At 67.6% G+C, this 14,933-nt stretch carries 16 protein-coding genes; 10 read left to right on the forward strand and 6 right to left on the reverse strand.

Annotated elements, in window-relative coordinates; translation table 11 throughout:
- Positions 1-4 precede the first annotated feature (4 nt).
- From glcF to FOC67_RS27155, 7 genes are all read left to right on the forward strand, one after another.
- Positions 5-1,231, forward strand: coding sequence for a glycolate oxidase subunit GlcF (gene glcF / locus FOC67_RS27125; RefSeq protein ID WP_174707757.1), 1,227 nt, complete (start codon positions 5-7; stop codon positions 1,229-1,231).
- A 4-nt stretch (positions 1,232-1,235) separates the two neighbouring features.
- Complete coding sequence (locus FOC67_RS27130; protein ID WP_003096637.1) at positions 1,236-1,637, forward strand: heme-binding protein; 402 nt, start codon at positions 1,236-1,238, stop codon at positions 1,635-1,637.
- Between the two features lie 133 nt (positions 1,638-1,770).
- On the forward strand, positions 1,771-1,938 hold the full coding sequence (locus tag FOC67_RS27135; RefSeq protein WP_003098330.1) for a rubredoxin: 168 nt from the start codon (positions 1,771-1,773) through the stop codon (positions 1,936-1,938).
- Between the two features lie 183 nt (positions 1,939-2,121).
- Positions 2,122-2,289, forward strand: coding sequence for a rubredoxin (locus FOC67_RS27140; RefSeq protein ID WP_003098329.1), 168 nt, complete (start codon positions 2,122-2,124; stop codon positions 2,287-2,289).
- A gap of 51 nt (positions 2,290-2,340) precedes the next feature.
- Positions 2,341-3,495: a rubredoxin-NAD(+) reductase AlkT gene (alkT, locus tag FOC67_RS27145; protein WP_003114369.1), complete on the forward strand. Its 1,155-nt coding sequence runs from the start codon at positions 2,341-2,343 to the stop codon at positions 3,493-3,495.
- A gap of 201 nt (positions 3,496-3,696) precedes the next feature.
- Positions 3,697-3,969: an HU family DNA-binding protein gene (locus FOC67_RS27150; RefSeq protein ID WP_003096630.1), complete on the forward strand. Its 273-nt coding sequence runs from the start codon at positions 3,697-3,699 to the stop codon at positions 3,967-3,969.
- Between the two features lie 135 nt (positions 3,970-4,104).
- Positions 4,105-4,497 carry a hypothetical protein gene (locus tag FOC67_RS27155; RefSeq protein WP_009314527.1) on the forward strand — a complete coding sequence of 131 codons (393 nt, stop codon included), beginning with the start codon at positions 4,105-4,107 and terminating at the stop codon, positions 4,495-4,497.
- Positions 4,498-4,568: 71 nt separating this feature from the next.
- Here the strand turns inward: FOC67_RS27155 and FOC67_RS27160 are convergent, their stop codons facing one another.
- From FOC67_RS27160 to oxyR, 3 genes are all read right to left on the reverse strand, one after another.
- The gene (locus FOC67_RS27160) at positions 4,569-5,978 is read right to left on the reverse strand and encodes an aminoacyl-tRNA deacylase and HDOD domain-containing protein (protein WP_003136268.1); all 1,410 of its coding nucleotides are present in this window, start codon (positions 5,976-5,978) and stop codon (positions 4,569-4,571) included.
- A gap of 89 nt (positions 5,979-6,067) precedes the next feature.
- Positions 6,068-8,143, reverse strand: a complete 2,076-nt coding sequence (recG, locus tag FOC67_RS27165) for an ATP-dependent DNA helicase RecG (RefSeq protein ID WP_003096624.1) — start codon at positions 8,141-8,143, stop codon at positions 6,068-6,070.
- A complete protein-coding gene (gene oxyR, locus FOC67_RS27170) occupies positions 8,140-9,072 on the reverse strand; it encodes an oxidative stress transcriptional regulator OxyR (RefSeq protein ID WP_003096622.1) in 933 nt (310 codons plus the stop codon). The genes recG and oxyR overlap by 4 nt, the downstream gene beginning before the upstream one ends.
- Positions 9,073-9,209: 137 nt before the next feature.
- Here oxyR and FOC67_RS27175 point away from each other — a divergent pair, with 137 nt between their 5' ends.
- From FOC67_RS27175 to FOC67_RS27185, 3 genes are all read left to right on the forward strand, one after another.
- Positions 9,210-10,061: an SDR family oxidoreductase gene (locus tag FOC67_RS27175; RefSeq protein WP_003096618.1), complete on the forward strand. Its 852-nt coding sequence runs from the start codon at positions 9,210-9,212 to the stop codon at positions 10,059-10,061.
- Positions 10,061-10,861 carry an AraC family transcriptional regulator gene (locus FOC67_RS27180; protein ID WP_003096615.1) on the forward strand — a complete coding sequence of 267 codons (801 nt, stop codon included), beginning with the start codon at positions 10,061-10,063 and terminating at the stop codon, positions 10,859-10,861. Before FOC67_RS27175 ends, FOC67_RS27180 begins: the two co-directional genes overlap by 1 nt.
- 66 nt (positions 10,862-10,927) lie before the next feature.
- Positions 10,928-11,548: a LysE family translocator gene (locus FOC67_RS27185; protein ID WP_003096613.1), complete on the forward strand. Its 621-nt coding sequence runs from the start codon at positions 10,928-10,930 to the stop codon at positions 11,546-11,548.
- Positions 11,549-11,554: 6 nt separating this feature from the next.
- Here FOC67_RS27185 and FOC67_RS27190 read toward each other — a convergent pair whose 3' ends face one another.
- From FOC67_RS27190 to spoT, 3 genes are all read right to left on the reverse strand, one after another.
- The gene (locus FOC67_RS27190; RefSeq protein ID WP_003096611.1) at positions 11,555-12,286 is read right to left on the reverse strand and encodes a hypothetical protein; all 732 of its coding nucleotides are present in this window, start codon (positions 12,284-12,286) and stop codon (positions 11,555-11,557) included.
- Positions 12,287-12,340: 54 nt separating this feature from the next.
- On the reverse strand, positions 12,341-12,721 hold the full coding sequence (locus tag FOC67_RS27195) for a RidA family protein (protein ID WP_003096609.1): 381 nt from the start codon (positions 12,719-12,721) through the stop codon (positions 12,341-12,343).
- 61 nt (positions 12,722-12,782) lie between these two features.
- A complete protein-coding gene (spoT, locus tag FOC67_RS27200) occupies positions 12,783-14,888 on the reverse strand; it encodes a bifunctional GTP diphosphokinase/guanosine-3',5'-bis pyrophosphate 3'-pyrophosphohydrolase (protein WP_003096603.1) in 2,106 nt (701 codons plus the stop codon).
- Positions 14,889-14,933 lie beyond the last annotated feature (45 nt).

Below are 14,933 nucleotides of genomic sequence, written 5' to 3' on the forward strand. Positions count from 1 at the left end.
CGCGATGCAAACCAACCTCTGCGATTCCGCCCGGCAACGCGCCGAGGCCGCCGAAGCCGAGCGCATCCTGCGCAGCTGCGTGCACTGCGGTTTCTGCAACGCCACCTGCCCGACCTACCAGGAGCTGGGCGACGAACTCGACGGCCCGCGCGGACGGATCTACCTGATCAAGCAGTTCCTCGAGCGCGACGAGGCCAGCGAGCGCACCCGCCTGCACCTCGATCGCTGCCTGAGCTGCCGCAACTGCGAAACCACCTGCCCGTCCGGAGTCGAGTACCACAAGCTGCTGGATATCGGCCGCGACCTCCTCGCCGAACGCCTGCCGCGCGGCTTCCGGCAACGCCTGCTGCGCGACGGGCTGCGCCTGCTGGCCCCGCGCCCGGGGTTGTTCGGCGCGCTGGCCGGCGCTGCCGGGCGGCTGAGGCCTCTGCTGCCTGAGGCGATGCAGGGCAAGCTGCCACGTCGGGTCGCGGCGCCGGGCAGGCGGCCGCAGCCCCGGCATGCGCGGCGCGTGCTGCTGCTCGAAGGTTGCGTGCAGCCGGCGCTGTCGCCGAACACCAACGCCGCCGCCGCGCGGGTTCTGGACCGCCTGGGAATCAGCGTGACGCCGGCGGCCGCGGCCGGCTGCTGTGGCGCGCTGGATTTCCACTTGGATGCGCAGGAGCGCGGCCGCCAGCGCGCGCGGCGCAATATCGACGCCTGGTGGCCGTTGCTGCGCGAGGGTGCCGAGGCCATCGTGCAGACCGCCAGCGGCTGCGGCGCCTTCGTCAAGGACTACGCCTACCTGCTGCGCGACGACCCACGGTACGCGGACAAGGCGCGCGAGGTCGCCGCCGCTGCCCGCGACCTGGTGGAAGTGCTTCGCGACGAGCCGCTGGAGTCCCTCGGCCTGCGCTGCGACCAGCGCCTGGCGTTCCACTGCCCATGCACACTGCAGCACGCGCAACGACTGGGCGGGGCCGTGGAGGCGGTGCTGCGGCGACTGGGCTTCCATCTCACCGAGGTGGCCGACGGTCATCTCTGCTGCGGGTCCGCCGGCACCTACTCGCTGACCCAGCCGGCGCTGTCCCGGCGTCTGCGCGACAACCGCCTGGACGCCCTGGAAAGCGGCGCGCCGGATGTCATCGCCACGGCCAACGTCGGTTGCCAGGCCCATCTCGACGGGGCCGGACGGACCTCGGTACGCCACTGGATCGAGCTGCTAGACCAGGCCTTGCCCGGAGGAGAGTGAAACCATGCACAGCAAGCCGGTACTCGGCCGCGAGGAGGTCGCCCGCGTCCTTGGCGCGGCCCGCGAGGAGGCACAGCGCCAAGGCTGGGCGGTGAGCATCGCGGTGGTCGACGACGGCGGCCACCCGCTGGCGCTGGAGCGCCTCGACGGCTGCGCGCCGATCGGTGCCTACATCGCGACGGAAAAGGCCCGCAGCGCCGCCCTCGGACGCCGGGAAACGAAGCGCTACGAGGATATGATCAACGGCGGACGCAGTGCCTTCCTCTCGGTGCCGCTGCTGCAGGCCACCCTGGAGGGCGGCGTGCCGATCCTGGTGGACGGACAGGTGGTCGGCGCGGTCGGGGTTTCCGGCGTACGCGCCGAAGAGGACGCCCAGGTGGCGCGGATCGGAGCCGAGGGGCTGTGAGGCGACCGGTGGGCACCACCCATCTTTGGTTGGCCCGTTCGGCACCACCTTGCCTTTCGGGCAGGTTGGCGGACAGGGTGGATTTGTTATAGGTTGCCGGCGCTGAACCGTGGTAACCCGCCCGAGGTAAACAATGAAGAAGTGGCAATGCGTGGTGTGTGGACTGATCTATGACGAGGCCAAAGGCTGGCCGGAAGAAGGCATCGAGGCGGGAACGCGCTGGGAAGACGTGCCTGAAGACTGGCTGTGCCCCGACTGCGGCGTCGGCAAGCTGGACTTCGAGATGATCGAAATCGGCTGAGCCCCGCTCGCCGGCGAAGAAGGCGGCCCTGGCCGCCTTTTTTCATGCCTGGCCAGCGGCCGTCCAGGGGTTATCCTTGGGGCTTGGGTCCGGTCATTGACTGTCCTGCCGGGAACGCCCGGCAGCCTTGCCGTTGGCCGGCCACCGACGCTGAGCTAGGTTCGACGAACGAGGAGGGTGGCTATGCGCAAGTGGCAATGCGTGGTCTGCGGCTTCATCTACGACGAAGCCCTGGGCCTGCCCGAAGAAGGCATTCCGGCGGGAACCCGTTGGGAGGACATCCCGGCGGACTGGGTCTGCCCGGACTGCGGTGTCGGCAAGATCGATTTCGAGATGATCGAGATCGCCTGAGCGAAATCCACAGAAGCGGCGCCCGGCGCCGGCAATCACAGAGGAACGGAAATGAGCGAGCGTGCGCCCCTGGTAATCATCGGAACCGGCCTGGCGGGCTACAACCTGGCCCGCGAGTGGCGCAAGCTGGACGGCGAGACGCCGCTGCTGATGATCACCGCCGACGACGGCCGTTCCTATTCCAAGCCGATGCTCTCCACCGGCTTCTCGAAGAACAAGGACGCCGACGGCCTGGCCATGGCCGAACCGGGCGCCATGGCCGAGCAACTGAACGCGCGCATCCTGACCCATACCCGGGTCACCGGTATCGATCCGGGCCATCAGCGGATCTGGATCGGCGAGGAAGAGGTGCGTTATCGCGACCTGGTCCTGGCCTGGGGCGCGGAGCCGATCCGGGTGCCGGTCGAGGGCGATGCCCAGGACGCGCTCTACCCGATCAACGACCTGGAAGACTACGCGCGCTTCCGCCAGGCGGCTGCCGGCAAGCGCCGGGTACTGCTGCTCGGTGCGGGGCTGATCGGTTGCGAATTCGCCAACGACCTCTCCAGCGGCGGCTACCAGCTCGACGTGGTGGCGCCTTGCGAGCAGGTCATGCCGGGCCTGCTTCACCCGGCCGCGGCAAAGGCCGTGCAGGCCGGCCTGGAAGGCCTTGGCGTGCGCTTCCACCTGGGGCCGGTGCTGGCCAGCCTGAAGAAGGCCGGCGAGGGGCTGGAAGCGCATCTTTCGGATGGCGAAGTGATTCCCTGCGACCTGGTGGTCTCCGCCGTCGGCCTGCGTCCGCGCACCGAACTGGCCTTCGCCGCCGGGCTGGCGGTCAACCGCGGGATCGTCGTCGATCGCTCGCTGCGCACCTCCCACGCCAACATCTACGCGCTGGGTGACTGCGCCGAAGTGGACGGCCTCAACCTGCTCTATGTGATGCCGCTGATGGCCTGCGCACGCGCGCTGGCGCAGACCCTCGCTGGCAACCCCAGCCAGGTGGCCTACGGTCCCATGCCGGTGACGGTGAAGACCCCGGCCTGCCCGCTGGTGGTGTCGCCGCCGCCGCGCGGAATGGATGGCCAATGGCTAGTGGAAGGCTCTGGAACGGACCTCAAGGTCCTGTGCCGGGATACCGCTGGTCGAGTGATCGGTTATGCCCTGACCGGAGCGGCGGTGAACGAAAAATTGGCCCTGAACAAAGAGTTACCCGGCCTCATGGCTTGAATGCCATTGGTTCCGGCCGTTATGCCGTCGAGACTTGCGGCAAAATTGTCGGACGATACTGGCGCAGTCCTCGGGAGCATGCCATCCTCCATCGCGTCTACCGCAGTCTAGAGCCTATGGTTCCGGTGGACTGCGGTGCCTTTGAGCGCTGCTGGGAAGACAGCACGGACACAAAAACAACAAACCGTCAAAGAGGCAACTATGCGTAAACCAGAACTAGCCGCCGCTATCGCCGAAAAGGCCGATCTCACCAAGGAACAGGCCAATCGCGTTCTCAACGCCCTGTTGGATGAAATCACCGGCGCGCTGAACCGCAAGGACAGCGTGACCCTGGTCGGTTTCGGCACCTTCCTGCAACGCCATCGCGGAGCCCGCACGGGGAAGAACCCGCAGACCGGCCAGCCGGTGAAGATCAAGGCCAGCAACACCGTCGCCTTCAAGCCGGGCAAGGCCCTGCGCGACGCGGTCAACTGACCGCCGAGAGCCCGGAGTCAGAGCGGCTCCGGGCTTCGTCGAAGACGCTTCCGCGCTCATCGAAAGGACAGCTGTAGTCCTCCTCGCGAACAGCTACAATGCGCCGCTCATCTCCCCGGATATCGAGGCGCGTGCATGAAATTTCGTCTTCTCCTGTGGATGCTTGGTCGCCTGATGGCCAAGGCCAGCCGCGACAATCCCGCTTTCCAGAAGCAGCTCGAGGGCAAGGACCTGGTGTTCCAGTTGCATACCCTCGATGGCAAGGTGACGCGCCACTACCTGGTCAGGGACCTGCGCGTCAGCAGCAAGCGCGGTACCCATCCGCAACCGGCATTTTCCCTGGGGTTCAAGGACGGAGCCTACGGTTTCGCCGCGATGACTTCGAAGAACCCGCAGTTGGCCTTCATGCAGGGCATCCAGAACAAGGACATCCAGATACAGGGCAATCCGGCGCTGGTGATCTGGTTCCAGGGTCTGGTGAAGTACCTCAAGCCGAAGAAGAAGGCTCCGGAGAAGAAAGCCGCCTGAGGGCGGCTTTCGATCTCATCCGGGCTGCGGCCGCAGCCTTTCGGTAGTGCGTTTCGCGGCGGACTACCCGGTCATCCCGGCAAGCGATTGAACTGGGCCGCCAGTTCGCGCAGGGCCGCTTCCGCTTCCAGCACCTTTTTCACGGCGTCCCCGGCCTTCTCCGGGGTGATCCCCAGGCGCTCGTACAATGCCGCCGGAATCGCTTGCTGCGGGCCATCGCCGATGCCGCTGTTGCGCAGCAACCGGTTGGTCAGGCAGATCAGGTTGGCGTAGACCGCGTTCGGCCCGGTGTAGCTGGGGTCCTGCTGGAAGCGCAGGGCGCAATAGAGGTCGTCAGGCATGTCCCAGACGCGCATCAGCCAGGCGCCGATCTGCTCGCGGGTGATCCCCAGCAGGTGCTGTTCGATGTAGGCATGGCCGAGGTGCGGGTTGACCTCCAGGTGCCGGCAGATCAGCGAGAAATGCGGCGGGAAGACATGCGCCAGGACCAGGTAGCCGAAATTGTGCAGCAGGCCGCCCAGGTAGCTCAGGCCGGACTCCGGGCGCAGTTCGCGTGGCATGGCGCGGGTCAGGCCCTCGATCACCGCGGCGGTGTAGATCGCCTGCTGCCAGTAGGGCGTGGCCTGCTGCGGCTGGTCCTTGGGCAGGCTCAGGCTCTTGCCCAGGGCGAGGCCGAGGGCCAGGTTGATCACCAGGTCGAAACCGAGGACGCGGACGATCGCGTCTTCCACCGAGCGGATCTTGCCCGGCGCGGCGTAGTAGGGCGAGGCCGCCCAACTGACCACCTGGGCGGCGAGCGCCGGATCGGTTTCCACCAGGCCGGTGATGTCGTCGACGCTGGCGTTGGGGTCGACCCGCAGCTTGATGATCTTCTGCGCCGTCTGCGGCAGCGGTGGAATCTCGATGGTCTGCTCCAGGCGCTGCTGGATGCGCCGGGCGGTGAAGGCCTGCACGGCCTGGCTGATTTCCGCGCGGTCGTCGTCCGGGCGGTCAAGGTTCAGGTTGATGTTTTCCAGCGGTTCGCCGAAGCGCGCGGCGCTGGCCTTGCCCAGCAGGCCGCGGAAGTCGTTGCTGGCGATCTCCAGGAGGATGCCGGGCTGGCCGGACTCGATCAGCAGGCGCGGTTCCTGCAACAGGCGCTCGTCGTACAGGCAGGGCGAACTGGTCAGGGGCGGCAACGCCGGCAGGCGGTGCAACTCGTGCTTGCCGAGCATTCGTTCCAGGCGCTCGGGCTCGATCGCCAGCAGCTTGCGGCCGGTCAGTTCGGTGAGCCGGGCGAGGTCCAGCAACTGGCTCTGCGGGAACAGCACCAGCAGGGTGCCGACGGCGTCGTCCAGCAGCACCGCCTGGACCCGGCGGGCGGCAGGCAGCTCCGCGCTGTCGCTGACCTCGCGGCAGGCGATGCCTAGCTTGGCGAGCAGCTGGAGGATGACCTGGGGGGCGTGAGGAGCATCGGCGGAGGCCAGGGCGGCTTCTGTCATGACGAGACCATGCGAGCTGGATTTTCCCTCAGTATAACCAGAGCTGCTTCAAGACTGAGACCTACGCCGGTCAGCGAGAGCGAAATAGATCACACTTGACCGTATTGCTGGCCGTGGCGCAACCACCGTTCGAGCAGCGGGCTGACATGCTGCGGCCAGTGCGCCAGGAGGGATTGGGCGGCATCGCGGACCGCCGGCAGCAGGTCTGCGTCGCGCATCAGGTCGGCGACCTTGAATTGCAGCAGGCCGGTCTGGCGGGTGCCGAGCATTTCGCCGGGGCCGCGCAATTCCAGGTCCTTCTCGGCGATGACGAAGCCGTCGCTGGTTTCGCGCATGATGCCCAGCCGCTCGCGGCCGATCTGCGACAGCGGTGGGTGGTAGAGCAGCACGCAGTGGCTGGCGGCGCTGCCCCGGCCAACCCGGCCGCGCAACTGGTGCAGTTGGGCCAGGCCAAGGCGCTCAGGGTTCTCGATGATCATCAGGCTGGCGTTGGGCACGTCGACGCCGACCTCGATCACCGTGGTCGCCACCAGCAGTTGCAACATGCCTTCCTTGAAGGCCTCCATCACCACGGCCTTGTCCGCCGGCTTCATGCGCCCGTGGATCAGGCCGACGCGCAGTTCGCCCAGCGCCGAGGAAAGCTCTTCGTAGGTGGTCTCGGCGGCCTGGCAGGTAAGTTCCTCGGACTCTTCGATCAGGGTGCACACCCAGTAGGCCTGGCGCCCTTCGCGGCAAGCCGCGCGGACTCGCTCGATCACCTCGATACGGCGGCTGTCGGCCACCAGCACGGTATTCACCGGGGTACGCCCGGGCGGCAGCTCGTCGAGGATCGAGGTGTCGAGGTCGGCATAGGCGCTCATCGCCAGGGTCCGCGGGATCGGCGTGGCGGTCATGATCAACTGGTGCGGGCAGAGCCTGCCGTCCACGCCCTTCTGGCGCAGGGCCAGGCGCTGCTGCACGCCGAAGCGGTGCTGTTCGTCGATGATCGCCAGTGCAAGGCGCTTGAATTTCACTTCATCCTGGAACAGCGCGTGGGTGCCGACCACCATCGGCGCGCCGTCGCCGATGCGTTCCAGTGCCGCCGCGCGGGCCTTGCCCTTGAGCTTGCCGGCCAGCCAGGCGACTTCGATGTCCAGCGGCTGGAGCCACTTGCTGAAGTTGAGGAAATGCTGCTCGGCGAGGATCTCGGTCGGCGCCATCAGCGCCACCTGGTAGCCGGCCTCTATGGCTTGCAGGGCGGCGAGGGCGGCGACCACGGTCTTGCCGGCGCCGACGTCGCCTTGCACCAGGCGCAGCATCGGTTCGTCCTGGGCCAGGTCGTAGGCGATCTCCGCGCCGACCCGGCGTTGCGCGCCGGTCGGCTGGAAGCCGAGGTTGGCAAGGAAGCGTTTCGGCAAGCGGCTGGCCGCCGGCAAGCGCGGCGCTGCCTGCGAACGCACGGCTTCGCGCAGGCGCTGCAGGGATAACTGGTGGGTCAGCAGTTCTTCGAAGGCCAGGCGCAACTGCGCCCAGTGCCGGCCTTCGGCCAGTTCCTCGATGTCGGCATCCGGCGGCGGCCGGTGCAGGTAGCGGATCGCCTGGTCGAGCGGGCCAAGTTGGTAATCGCGGGCCAGTTCCGCCGGCAGCCAGTCGGGCAGGCTGCTGGGACCGAGCATGGCCAGGGCCTGTTGGCTCAACTGGCGCAGGCGCTGCTGGGTGAGTCCTTCGGTAGTCGGGTAGATCGGCGTCAGGGTCTGCTCCACCGGAATCGGCTCGTCGCCGTTCAGCGCGCGGTATTCCGGATGGTAGATCTCCAGGCCCGAGGCGCCCGGCCGGACTTCGCCGTAGCAGCGCAGGTGGGTGCCGCGCTTGAGACCGTCCTTCTGCGCCTGGCTGAAATGGTAGAAGCGCAGGCTCAGGGTGCCGCTGCCGTCCTGCAGGCGCACCAGCAGGCTGCGGCGGCGCCCCATCACCACGTCGGCGCCGGCCACCACGCCCTCGACCACCGCGTCGGCCCCTGGCCGCAGGGCGCCGATGGCGGTGACGCGGGTACGGTCCTGGTAGCGCAGGGGCAGGTGGAACAGGATGTCCTGCAGGGTTTCCAGGCCTACCCGAGCGAGCTTCTCCGCCAGTGCGGCGCCTACGCCCTTTAGCGCGGTGACCGGGACCCTGGACAGCTCGGTCATGCGATTTGCGGTTGTTCCTGGGTTTGCGGGCGGGCCACCGAGCACAGGCGGATCGAGTCGGCCAGCACTTCGATGGCGCGTGGACGCGGGAAGCTGGCGCGCCAGGCGATGGCAACGGTACGGAACGGCACCGGCGCGCTGAACGGGCGCACTTCGATGACGCCCGGGGCGTAGTGGTGGCTGTCCACCGCGGAGAACGGCAGCACCGAGACGCCCAGTCCGGAGGCGACCATGTGGCGGATGGTCTCCAGCGACGAGGACTCCACCGTGGTGTGCTTGTTCTCGTCGCCCTTGCGCACGGTCGGGCAGGCTTCCAGCACCTGGTCGCGGAAGCAGTGGCCTTCGCCGAGCAGGAGCAGGCTCTTGTCGTTGAGCAGCTCGGAATCGATGCTGGCCTTGGCGGTCCAGGGGTGGTCGGCCGGCATCAGCACATAGAAAGGCTCGTCGAACAGCGGCTTGGTCAGGACGTCGGCTTCCTGGAACGGCAGGGCGATGATGATCGCGTCGAGTTCGCCGGTGCGCAGCTTGTCGCGGAGGATATGGGTGAAGTTCTCCTCGATGTACAGCGGCATCTGCGGCGCGACCCGGTGCAGCTGGGGAATCAGGTGCGGGAACAGGTACGGTCCGATGGTGTAGATGGCGCCGACCTTCAGCGGCGCGGCCAGCTGGTTCTTGCCGGCCTGGGCCAGCTCGCGGATGCCCTGGGCCTGTTCGAGGACCTTCTGCGCCTGGGCGACGATGCCTTCGCCCACTGGCGTCAGGCGCACGGCGCTCTTGCTGCGCTCGAAGATCAGCACCCCCAGCTCGTCCTCGAGCTTCTTCACGCCGACCGAGAGGGTCGGTTGGCTGACGTGGCAACGCTCGGCGGCGCGGCCGAAGTGTTGTTCCTGGGCGAGGGTGACGATGTAGCGCAGTTCGGTGAGGGTCATGGCTGCTCATCCGTTAAGATCGGCCAAGCATAGCGGCTGCACCGCCGCGAACCAACCTCCGGGGGCATGATCGGGCGTGCATTGCAGACGATTCGACGCCTACACTGCCCGCCTTGTTGTAGGAAGGAGACGGCTTCATGTCGCAAACAGTGATGATCGCCGGCTGCGGCGATGTCGGCGGGCGCCTCGGCGAGGCGCTGCTGGCCGATGGCTGGCGGGTCCATGGCCTGCGTCGCTCGGTGGACGCCTTGCCGCAGGGGATCCTGCCGGTGGCTGGCGATCTGCAGGCTCCGGAGTGTCCCGCGCAGTGGCCGAGCGAGCCGCTCGACTACCTGGTGTACAGCGCCGCCGCCAGTCAGCACGACGAGGCTGGCTACCGTGCCGCCTACGTCGACGGCCTGCGCCATGTGCTGGGCTGGTTGCAGGCCCACGGCCAGCGGCCCAGGCGCCTGCTGTTCGTCTCCAGCACCGGGGTCTACGCGCAGACCGATGGCGGCTGGATCGACGAGGAGTCGCCGGCGCTTTCCCAGGCCTATTCCGGACGGATCATGCTCGACGCCGAGCAGGTCGCGCTGGACAGCGGGATACCGGCTACCCGCGTGCGCCTGGCCGGCATCTACGGTCCGGGGCGGGAATGGCTGCTCAACCAGGTGCGCCAGGGTTACCGGGTGGTCAGCGAGCCGCCGCTGTATGCCAACCGGATCCACGCCGACGATGCGGCCGGGCTGCTGGCCTTCCTGTTGCGCGCCGATGCCGGCGGCCAGGCGCTGGAGGACTGCTACATCGGTGTCGACGACGCGCCCGTGGCGATGCACGAGGTGGTCGACTACCTGCGCCAGCGCCTGGGCGTCAGCCAATGGGCCGACGAACATTCGGTACGCCGCGCCGGCAGCAAGCGTTGCAGCAACCGCCGCGCCCGGGCGCTCGGCTGGGTGCCGCGCTATCCCAGCTACCGCGAGGGCTATGCGGCGGTGCTCGGGGACGCCTGATGGCTGCCAACCGGTTGTTGGCGCGTCCCTGGCTGCCTGGCGTGGAGCTGTTCCATGCGGACTTCTCCGGCCAGGCGTTCGGCCGCCACAGCCATTCGGCCTTCGCCATCGGCTCGATCCTCCACGGCGTCGGCGGCTACCAGTGCCGCGGGCGGCGCCATGCGCTGCCGGCCGGCACCCTGTCGCTGATGAACCCGGAAGAGCCGCATACCGGGCACGCCGAATCCGAGCGGCTGGTCTACCGGATGCTCTATGTCGAGGAAACGCGCCTGCTCGGCCTGCTCGGCCGCAAACAGTTGCCGCGCGGCTTCGGCGAACTGAACCCGGCCGACGACGGCAGCGTGGCGGTTGGCCTGGCGCGACTGGCCGAGGACTTCCAGCGCAGCGACGCATTGGGGTTGGAAAGCCGCCTGCTGGCCTTGCTCGAACAGGTCTTCGTGCGCCACGGCGGCTTGCGCCCGGCGGCCGCGGCGCCCCGCGACGGCGGAACCACCGCACGCCTGCGCGATTACCTGGAAGCGCATGCCACCGAGGCGCTCGGTCTGGACCAACTGGCGCAGTTGCTGCAGCGCCATCCGCGCCACCTGATCGAGGCTTTCCGGCGTGCCTACGGCGTGCCGCCGCATACCTACCAACTGCAATGCCGGGTGCGCCAGGCCAAGCGCCTGTTGCTGGAAGAACGGCCGCTGGCGGAACTCGCCCAGCACCTCGGCTTCTACGACCAGGCGCACTTCTCCACGACCTTCCGGCGTTTCACCGGGGTCACTCCGGGGCAGTTCCGGCGCAGCGCCAAGACCTGAGTTTTTTCCAATACGGCGCCCGCCGCGCTGCACAGACTGGAGGCCTTCGCGTTTCGAGGGGCCTTCATGTTCGCCGCGTTCGTCCTTGTCGCCAGTACCCATTTCGCCGCCCTGCTGTCGCCGGGGCCGGACTTCTTCCTGTTGGTACGCGCCGCCCTGCTGCGCGGCCGGCGCCAGGCCGACGGGGTGGCCGCCGGCATCGCCCTGGCCAACCTCCTGAGCATGCTGCTGGTGCTCGGCCTGCTGGCCAGCGTGCCGGACTCGGCGCACAGCGCCTTGCGCTGGCTGCAGGCGCTCGGCGGACTGTACTTCCTCTGGCTGGCGGGCCAAGCGCTGCTTGCGCAGAGGCGACTGGAAATGCCGGCGCAGCGCGACGTCCCGTCCCGCGGCGGCTATCTGCGCGGGCTGCGCGACGGCCTGCTGGCGAGCAGCCTGAATCCCAAGCTGCCGATCTTCTATGCGGGGCTGTTCGGCGTGCTGGCGCGCTTCAGCCTGCCGGGCTGGGCACTGGCCCTGTGCCTGGCGTGGATGAGCCTGGCGGTGCTGTGCTGGGACATGGCGCTGGTGCGCCTGCTGGACAGGCCGCGCTGGCGCGGCTGGTTGCAACGGCGGGTAGGTGCGCTGGACCGGCTGTGCGGCGTCCTGCTGCTGGCGCTGGGCGGCTGGCTGGTGCTGGCCGCCCTCTGAGAGGCGTCAGCGCTCCAGCAGCCAGACGCGCTTGCCGGGCACGTAGCTGGGCATCTCGTTGGCGCCGGCGGTATTGACCGCTTCGAACAGTTGCAGCTCGTCGTCGTCGAGGCTGAACAGCAGTTCGCGGCCGCGGTTGCCTTGTTGCAGCCAGATGCTGTCGTTGTCGCCGCTCATCGCCGCGCAATCGCCGGCCAGGCACAGCGCGTAGCGTTCGGCGCCGGGCAGACCGCTGACCAGGCCATTGGCCTGGAACTCGACCTTGCCGCCCTGGCCCTGGCCTTCGCGGATCTTCCAGCTGCCCTTCAGATAGCTGCCGTACAAGGCCCGCTCGAAACCGCTGCCGGCAGGGCTGTTGGCCGCGGGTTGCGGGTCGAGACGGCGGAAACGCTGTTCCGGGCCGTTGGCGCTGGCCTGCTGGATCAGCTCCTTGCCGTCCAGTTCGAGGCTCTCCTGGTTGTCGTCGCCATAGAAGGCGACCTTCCAGTGCTCGTCATCGCTCTTGCTCAGGGTCCCTTCGCCCAGTTCGAAGCCGTTGCTGAAGGTGGCTTCGCCTGCCTTGCTGTCGAGCTTCCACTCCAGGTTCGGGCCATAGGCGAGCAGGGCCTCGCGCAGCTTGCCGTCCTTGCTCGCGGCGTCGATGGCGGCCTGGTTGATCCAGGTGCCGGACGGATCGGCCGTGCCGGCGCAGCCGGCCAGCAGGGTGGCGGCTGCGGCGAGGAAAATCACGCGGCGCATCGTGCTACTCCATGCAGAGCGACGGGGCCTTGGGCCCCGTCGCGAACATCCGGCTTATTCGAGGACGACGATGGCGTCCATTTCCACCTGTGCGCCCTTCGGCAGGGCGGCTACGCCGATGGCGGCGCGCGCCGGGTAGGGCTGGGTGAAGTAGCGGCCCATGATCTCGTTGACCTTGGCGAAGTGCGACAGGTCGGTGAGGAAGATGTTCAGCTTGGCGACGTCGTGCAGGTAGCCGCCGGAAGCCTCGATCACCGCCTTGAGGTTCTCGAACACCTGGACGGTCTGCTCCTCGAAGCCCTCCACCAGTTCCATGGTCTTCGGGTCCAGCGGGATCTGCCCGGACACGTAGACGGTATTGCCGGCCTTGATGGCCTGGGAGTAGGTGCCGATGGCGGCCGGGGCGTTGTCGGTGTGGATAACGGTCTTGGTCATGGGAACTCCTTGCTGAAATCGGGTGGGCGCGGGGGCGCCGGATGACACAGGAAAAAGCGGGTCAGCTGCGCAGGCGGGTGATCCGGATCACTCCCTTGAGGGCGCGCAGCTTCTTGATGACGCGGGCCAGGTGGACGCGATCGTGCACGCTGACGACCAGCTGGACCACGCTGATGCGACCGTCGCGCTCGTCCATGCTGATCTTCTCGATGTTGCCGTCGGCCGCGTTGACGCTGGTGGCGAGCAGGGCGATCAGGCCACGCTGGTGCTCCAGCTCGACGCGCAGTTCGACATTGAATTCGCCGGTGACATCCTTGGCCCAGCTGAGCTGGATGCATTTTTCCGGGTTGTGGCGTACTTCGCTGATGTTCTTGCAGCTTTCCAGGTGCACCACCATGCCCTTGCCGGCGGACAGGTGGCCGACGATCGGGTCGCCGGGAATCGGCGTGCAGCACTTGGCGTAGCTCAGGACCAGGCCTTCGGTGCCGCGGATCGCCAGCGGACCCTCGGCGCTCGGCGCTTCCTCGCCCTCGCTGGACAGCAGGCGGCGGGCGACCACGTAGGCCATGCGGTTGCCCAGGCCGATCTCTTCCAGCAGGTCCTCGAAGACTTCCATGCGGTACTCGGCGAGCACGGCCTGGATGCGTTCCTGGGGAATCTTCTCGAGGTGGCTGTCGAAGCCGGTGAGGGTCTTGTTCAGCAGGCGCTCGCCGAGGTTGATCGACTCGGAGCGGCGTTGCAGCTTGAGCGCATGGCGGATATGGGTGCGCGCCTTGCCGGTGACCACGAAGCTCAGCCAGGCCGGGTTCGGCCGGGCGCCTGGGGCGGTGACGATTTCCACCGTCTGGCCGCTCTGCAACGGCTCGGAGAGCGGCGCCAGGCGGCGGTTGATGCGGCAGGCGATGCAACTGTTGCCGACGTCGGTGTGCACCGCGTAGGCGAAGTCGACCGCGGTGGAACCCTTGGGCAGTTCCATGATGCGGCCCTTGGGCGTGAACACGTAGACCTCGTCCGGGAACAGGTCGATCTTCACGTTCTCGATGAATTCCAGCGAGTTGCCGGCGCGCTGCTGCAGTTCCAGCACGCCCTTCACCCATTGGCGGGCGCGGGCATGGGTGCCCTTGGGCGTCTCGTCGTTGGACTTGTACAGCCAGTGCGCGGCGATCCCGTGGTTGGCCATCTCCTCCATCTCGCGGGTACGGATCTGGATCTCGATGGGCACCCCGTGCATGCCGAACAGGGTGGTATGCAGCGACTGGTAGCCGTTGGCCTTGGGAATCGCGATGTAGTCCTTGAAGCGTCCGGGGAACGGCTTGTACAGGCTGTGCACGGCGCCCAGTACGCGATAGCAGGTATCGACCTTGTCGACGATGATGCGGAAGGCGTAGACGTCCATGATCTCGTTGAACGCCTTACGCTTGCCGCGCATCTTCTGGTAGATGCTGTAGAGGTGCTTCTCGCGGCCGATCACCTGGCCTTCCATGCCTTCGCGGGCGAGGCAGTTGACCAGCGACTCCTGGATCTTGCCGACGATCTCGCGGCGGTTGCCGCGGGCCTTCTTCACCGCCTGGCGGATGCGCTCGGCGCGCATCGGGTGCATGGCCTTGAAACCGAGGTCCTCGAACTCCACGCGCATGGTGTGCATGCCCAGGCGGTTGGCGATGGGCGCGTAGATTTCCAGGGTTTCCTTGGCGATGCGCCGGCGCTTCTCGCCGGACAGCACCTCGAGGGTGCGCATGTTGTGCAGGCGGTCGGCCAGCTTGACCAGGATCACGCGGATATCGCGGGCCATGGCCATGGCCATCTTCTGGAAGTTCTCGGCCTGGGCCTCGGCCTTGGTCTCGAAGTTCATCTGGGTCAGCTTGCTGACCCCGTCGACCAGTTCCGAAACCGTCTCGCCGAACTGCGCGGTGAGCGCTTCCTTGGCGATGCCGGTGTCCTCGATCACGTCGTGCAGCATCGCGGCCATCAGGCTCTGATGGTCCATGTGCATGTCGGCGAGGATGTTGGAGACCGCCAGCGGGTGGGTCACGTACGGCTCGCCGCTGCGGCGGCGTTGCCCGTCGTGGGCCTGCTCGGCGTAGTAGTAGGCGCGGCGGACCAGGTTGACCTGGTCCGGCCCGAGGTAGCTCGACAGTCTGTCGGCGAAGGCGTCTATGCCCGGCAAGGGTTCACCCCCTGCCCGTAGGCGGGTTGCGGCGCTCGCAGGCGA

This window comes from Pseudomonas sp. FDAARGOS_761, from assembly GCF_013343155.1.
Lineage (GTDB): Bacteria > Pseudomonadota > Gammaproteobacteria > Pseudomonadales > Pseudomonadaceae > Pseudomonas > Pseudomonas aeruginosa.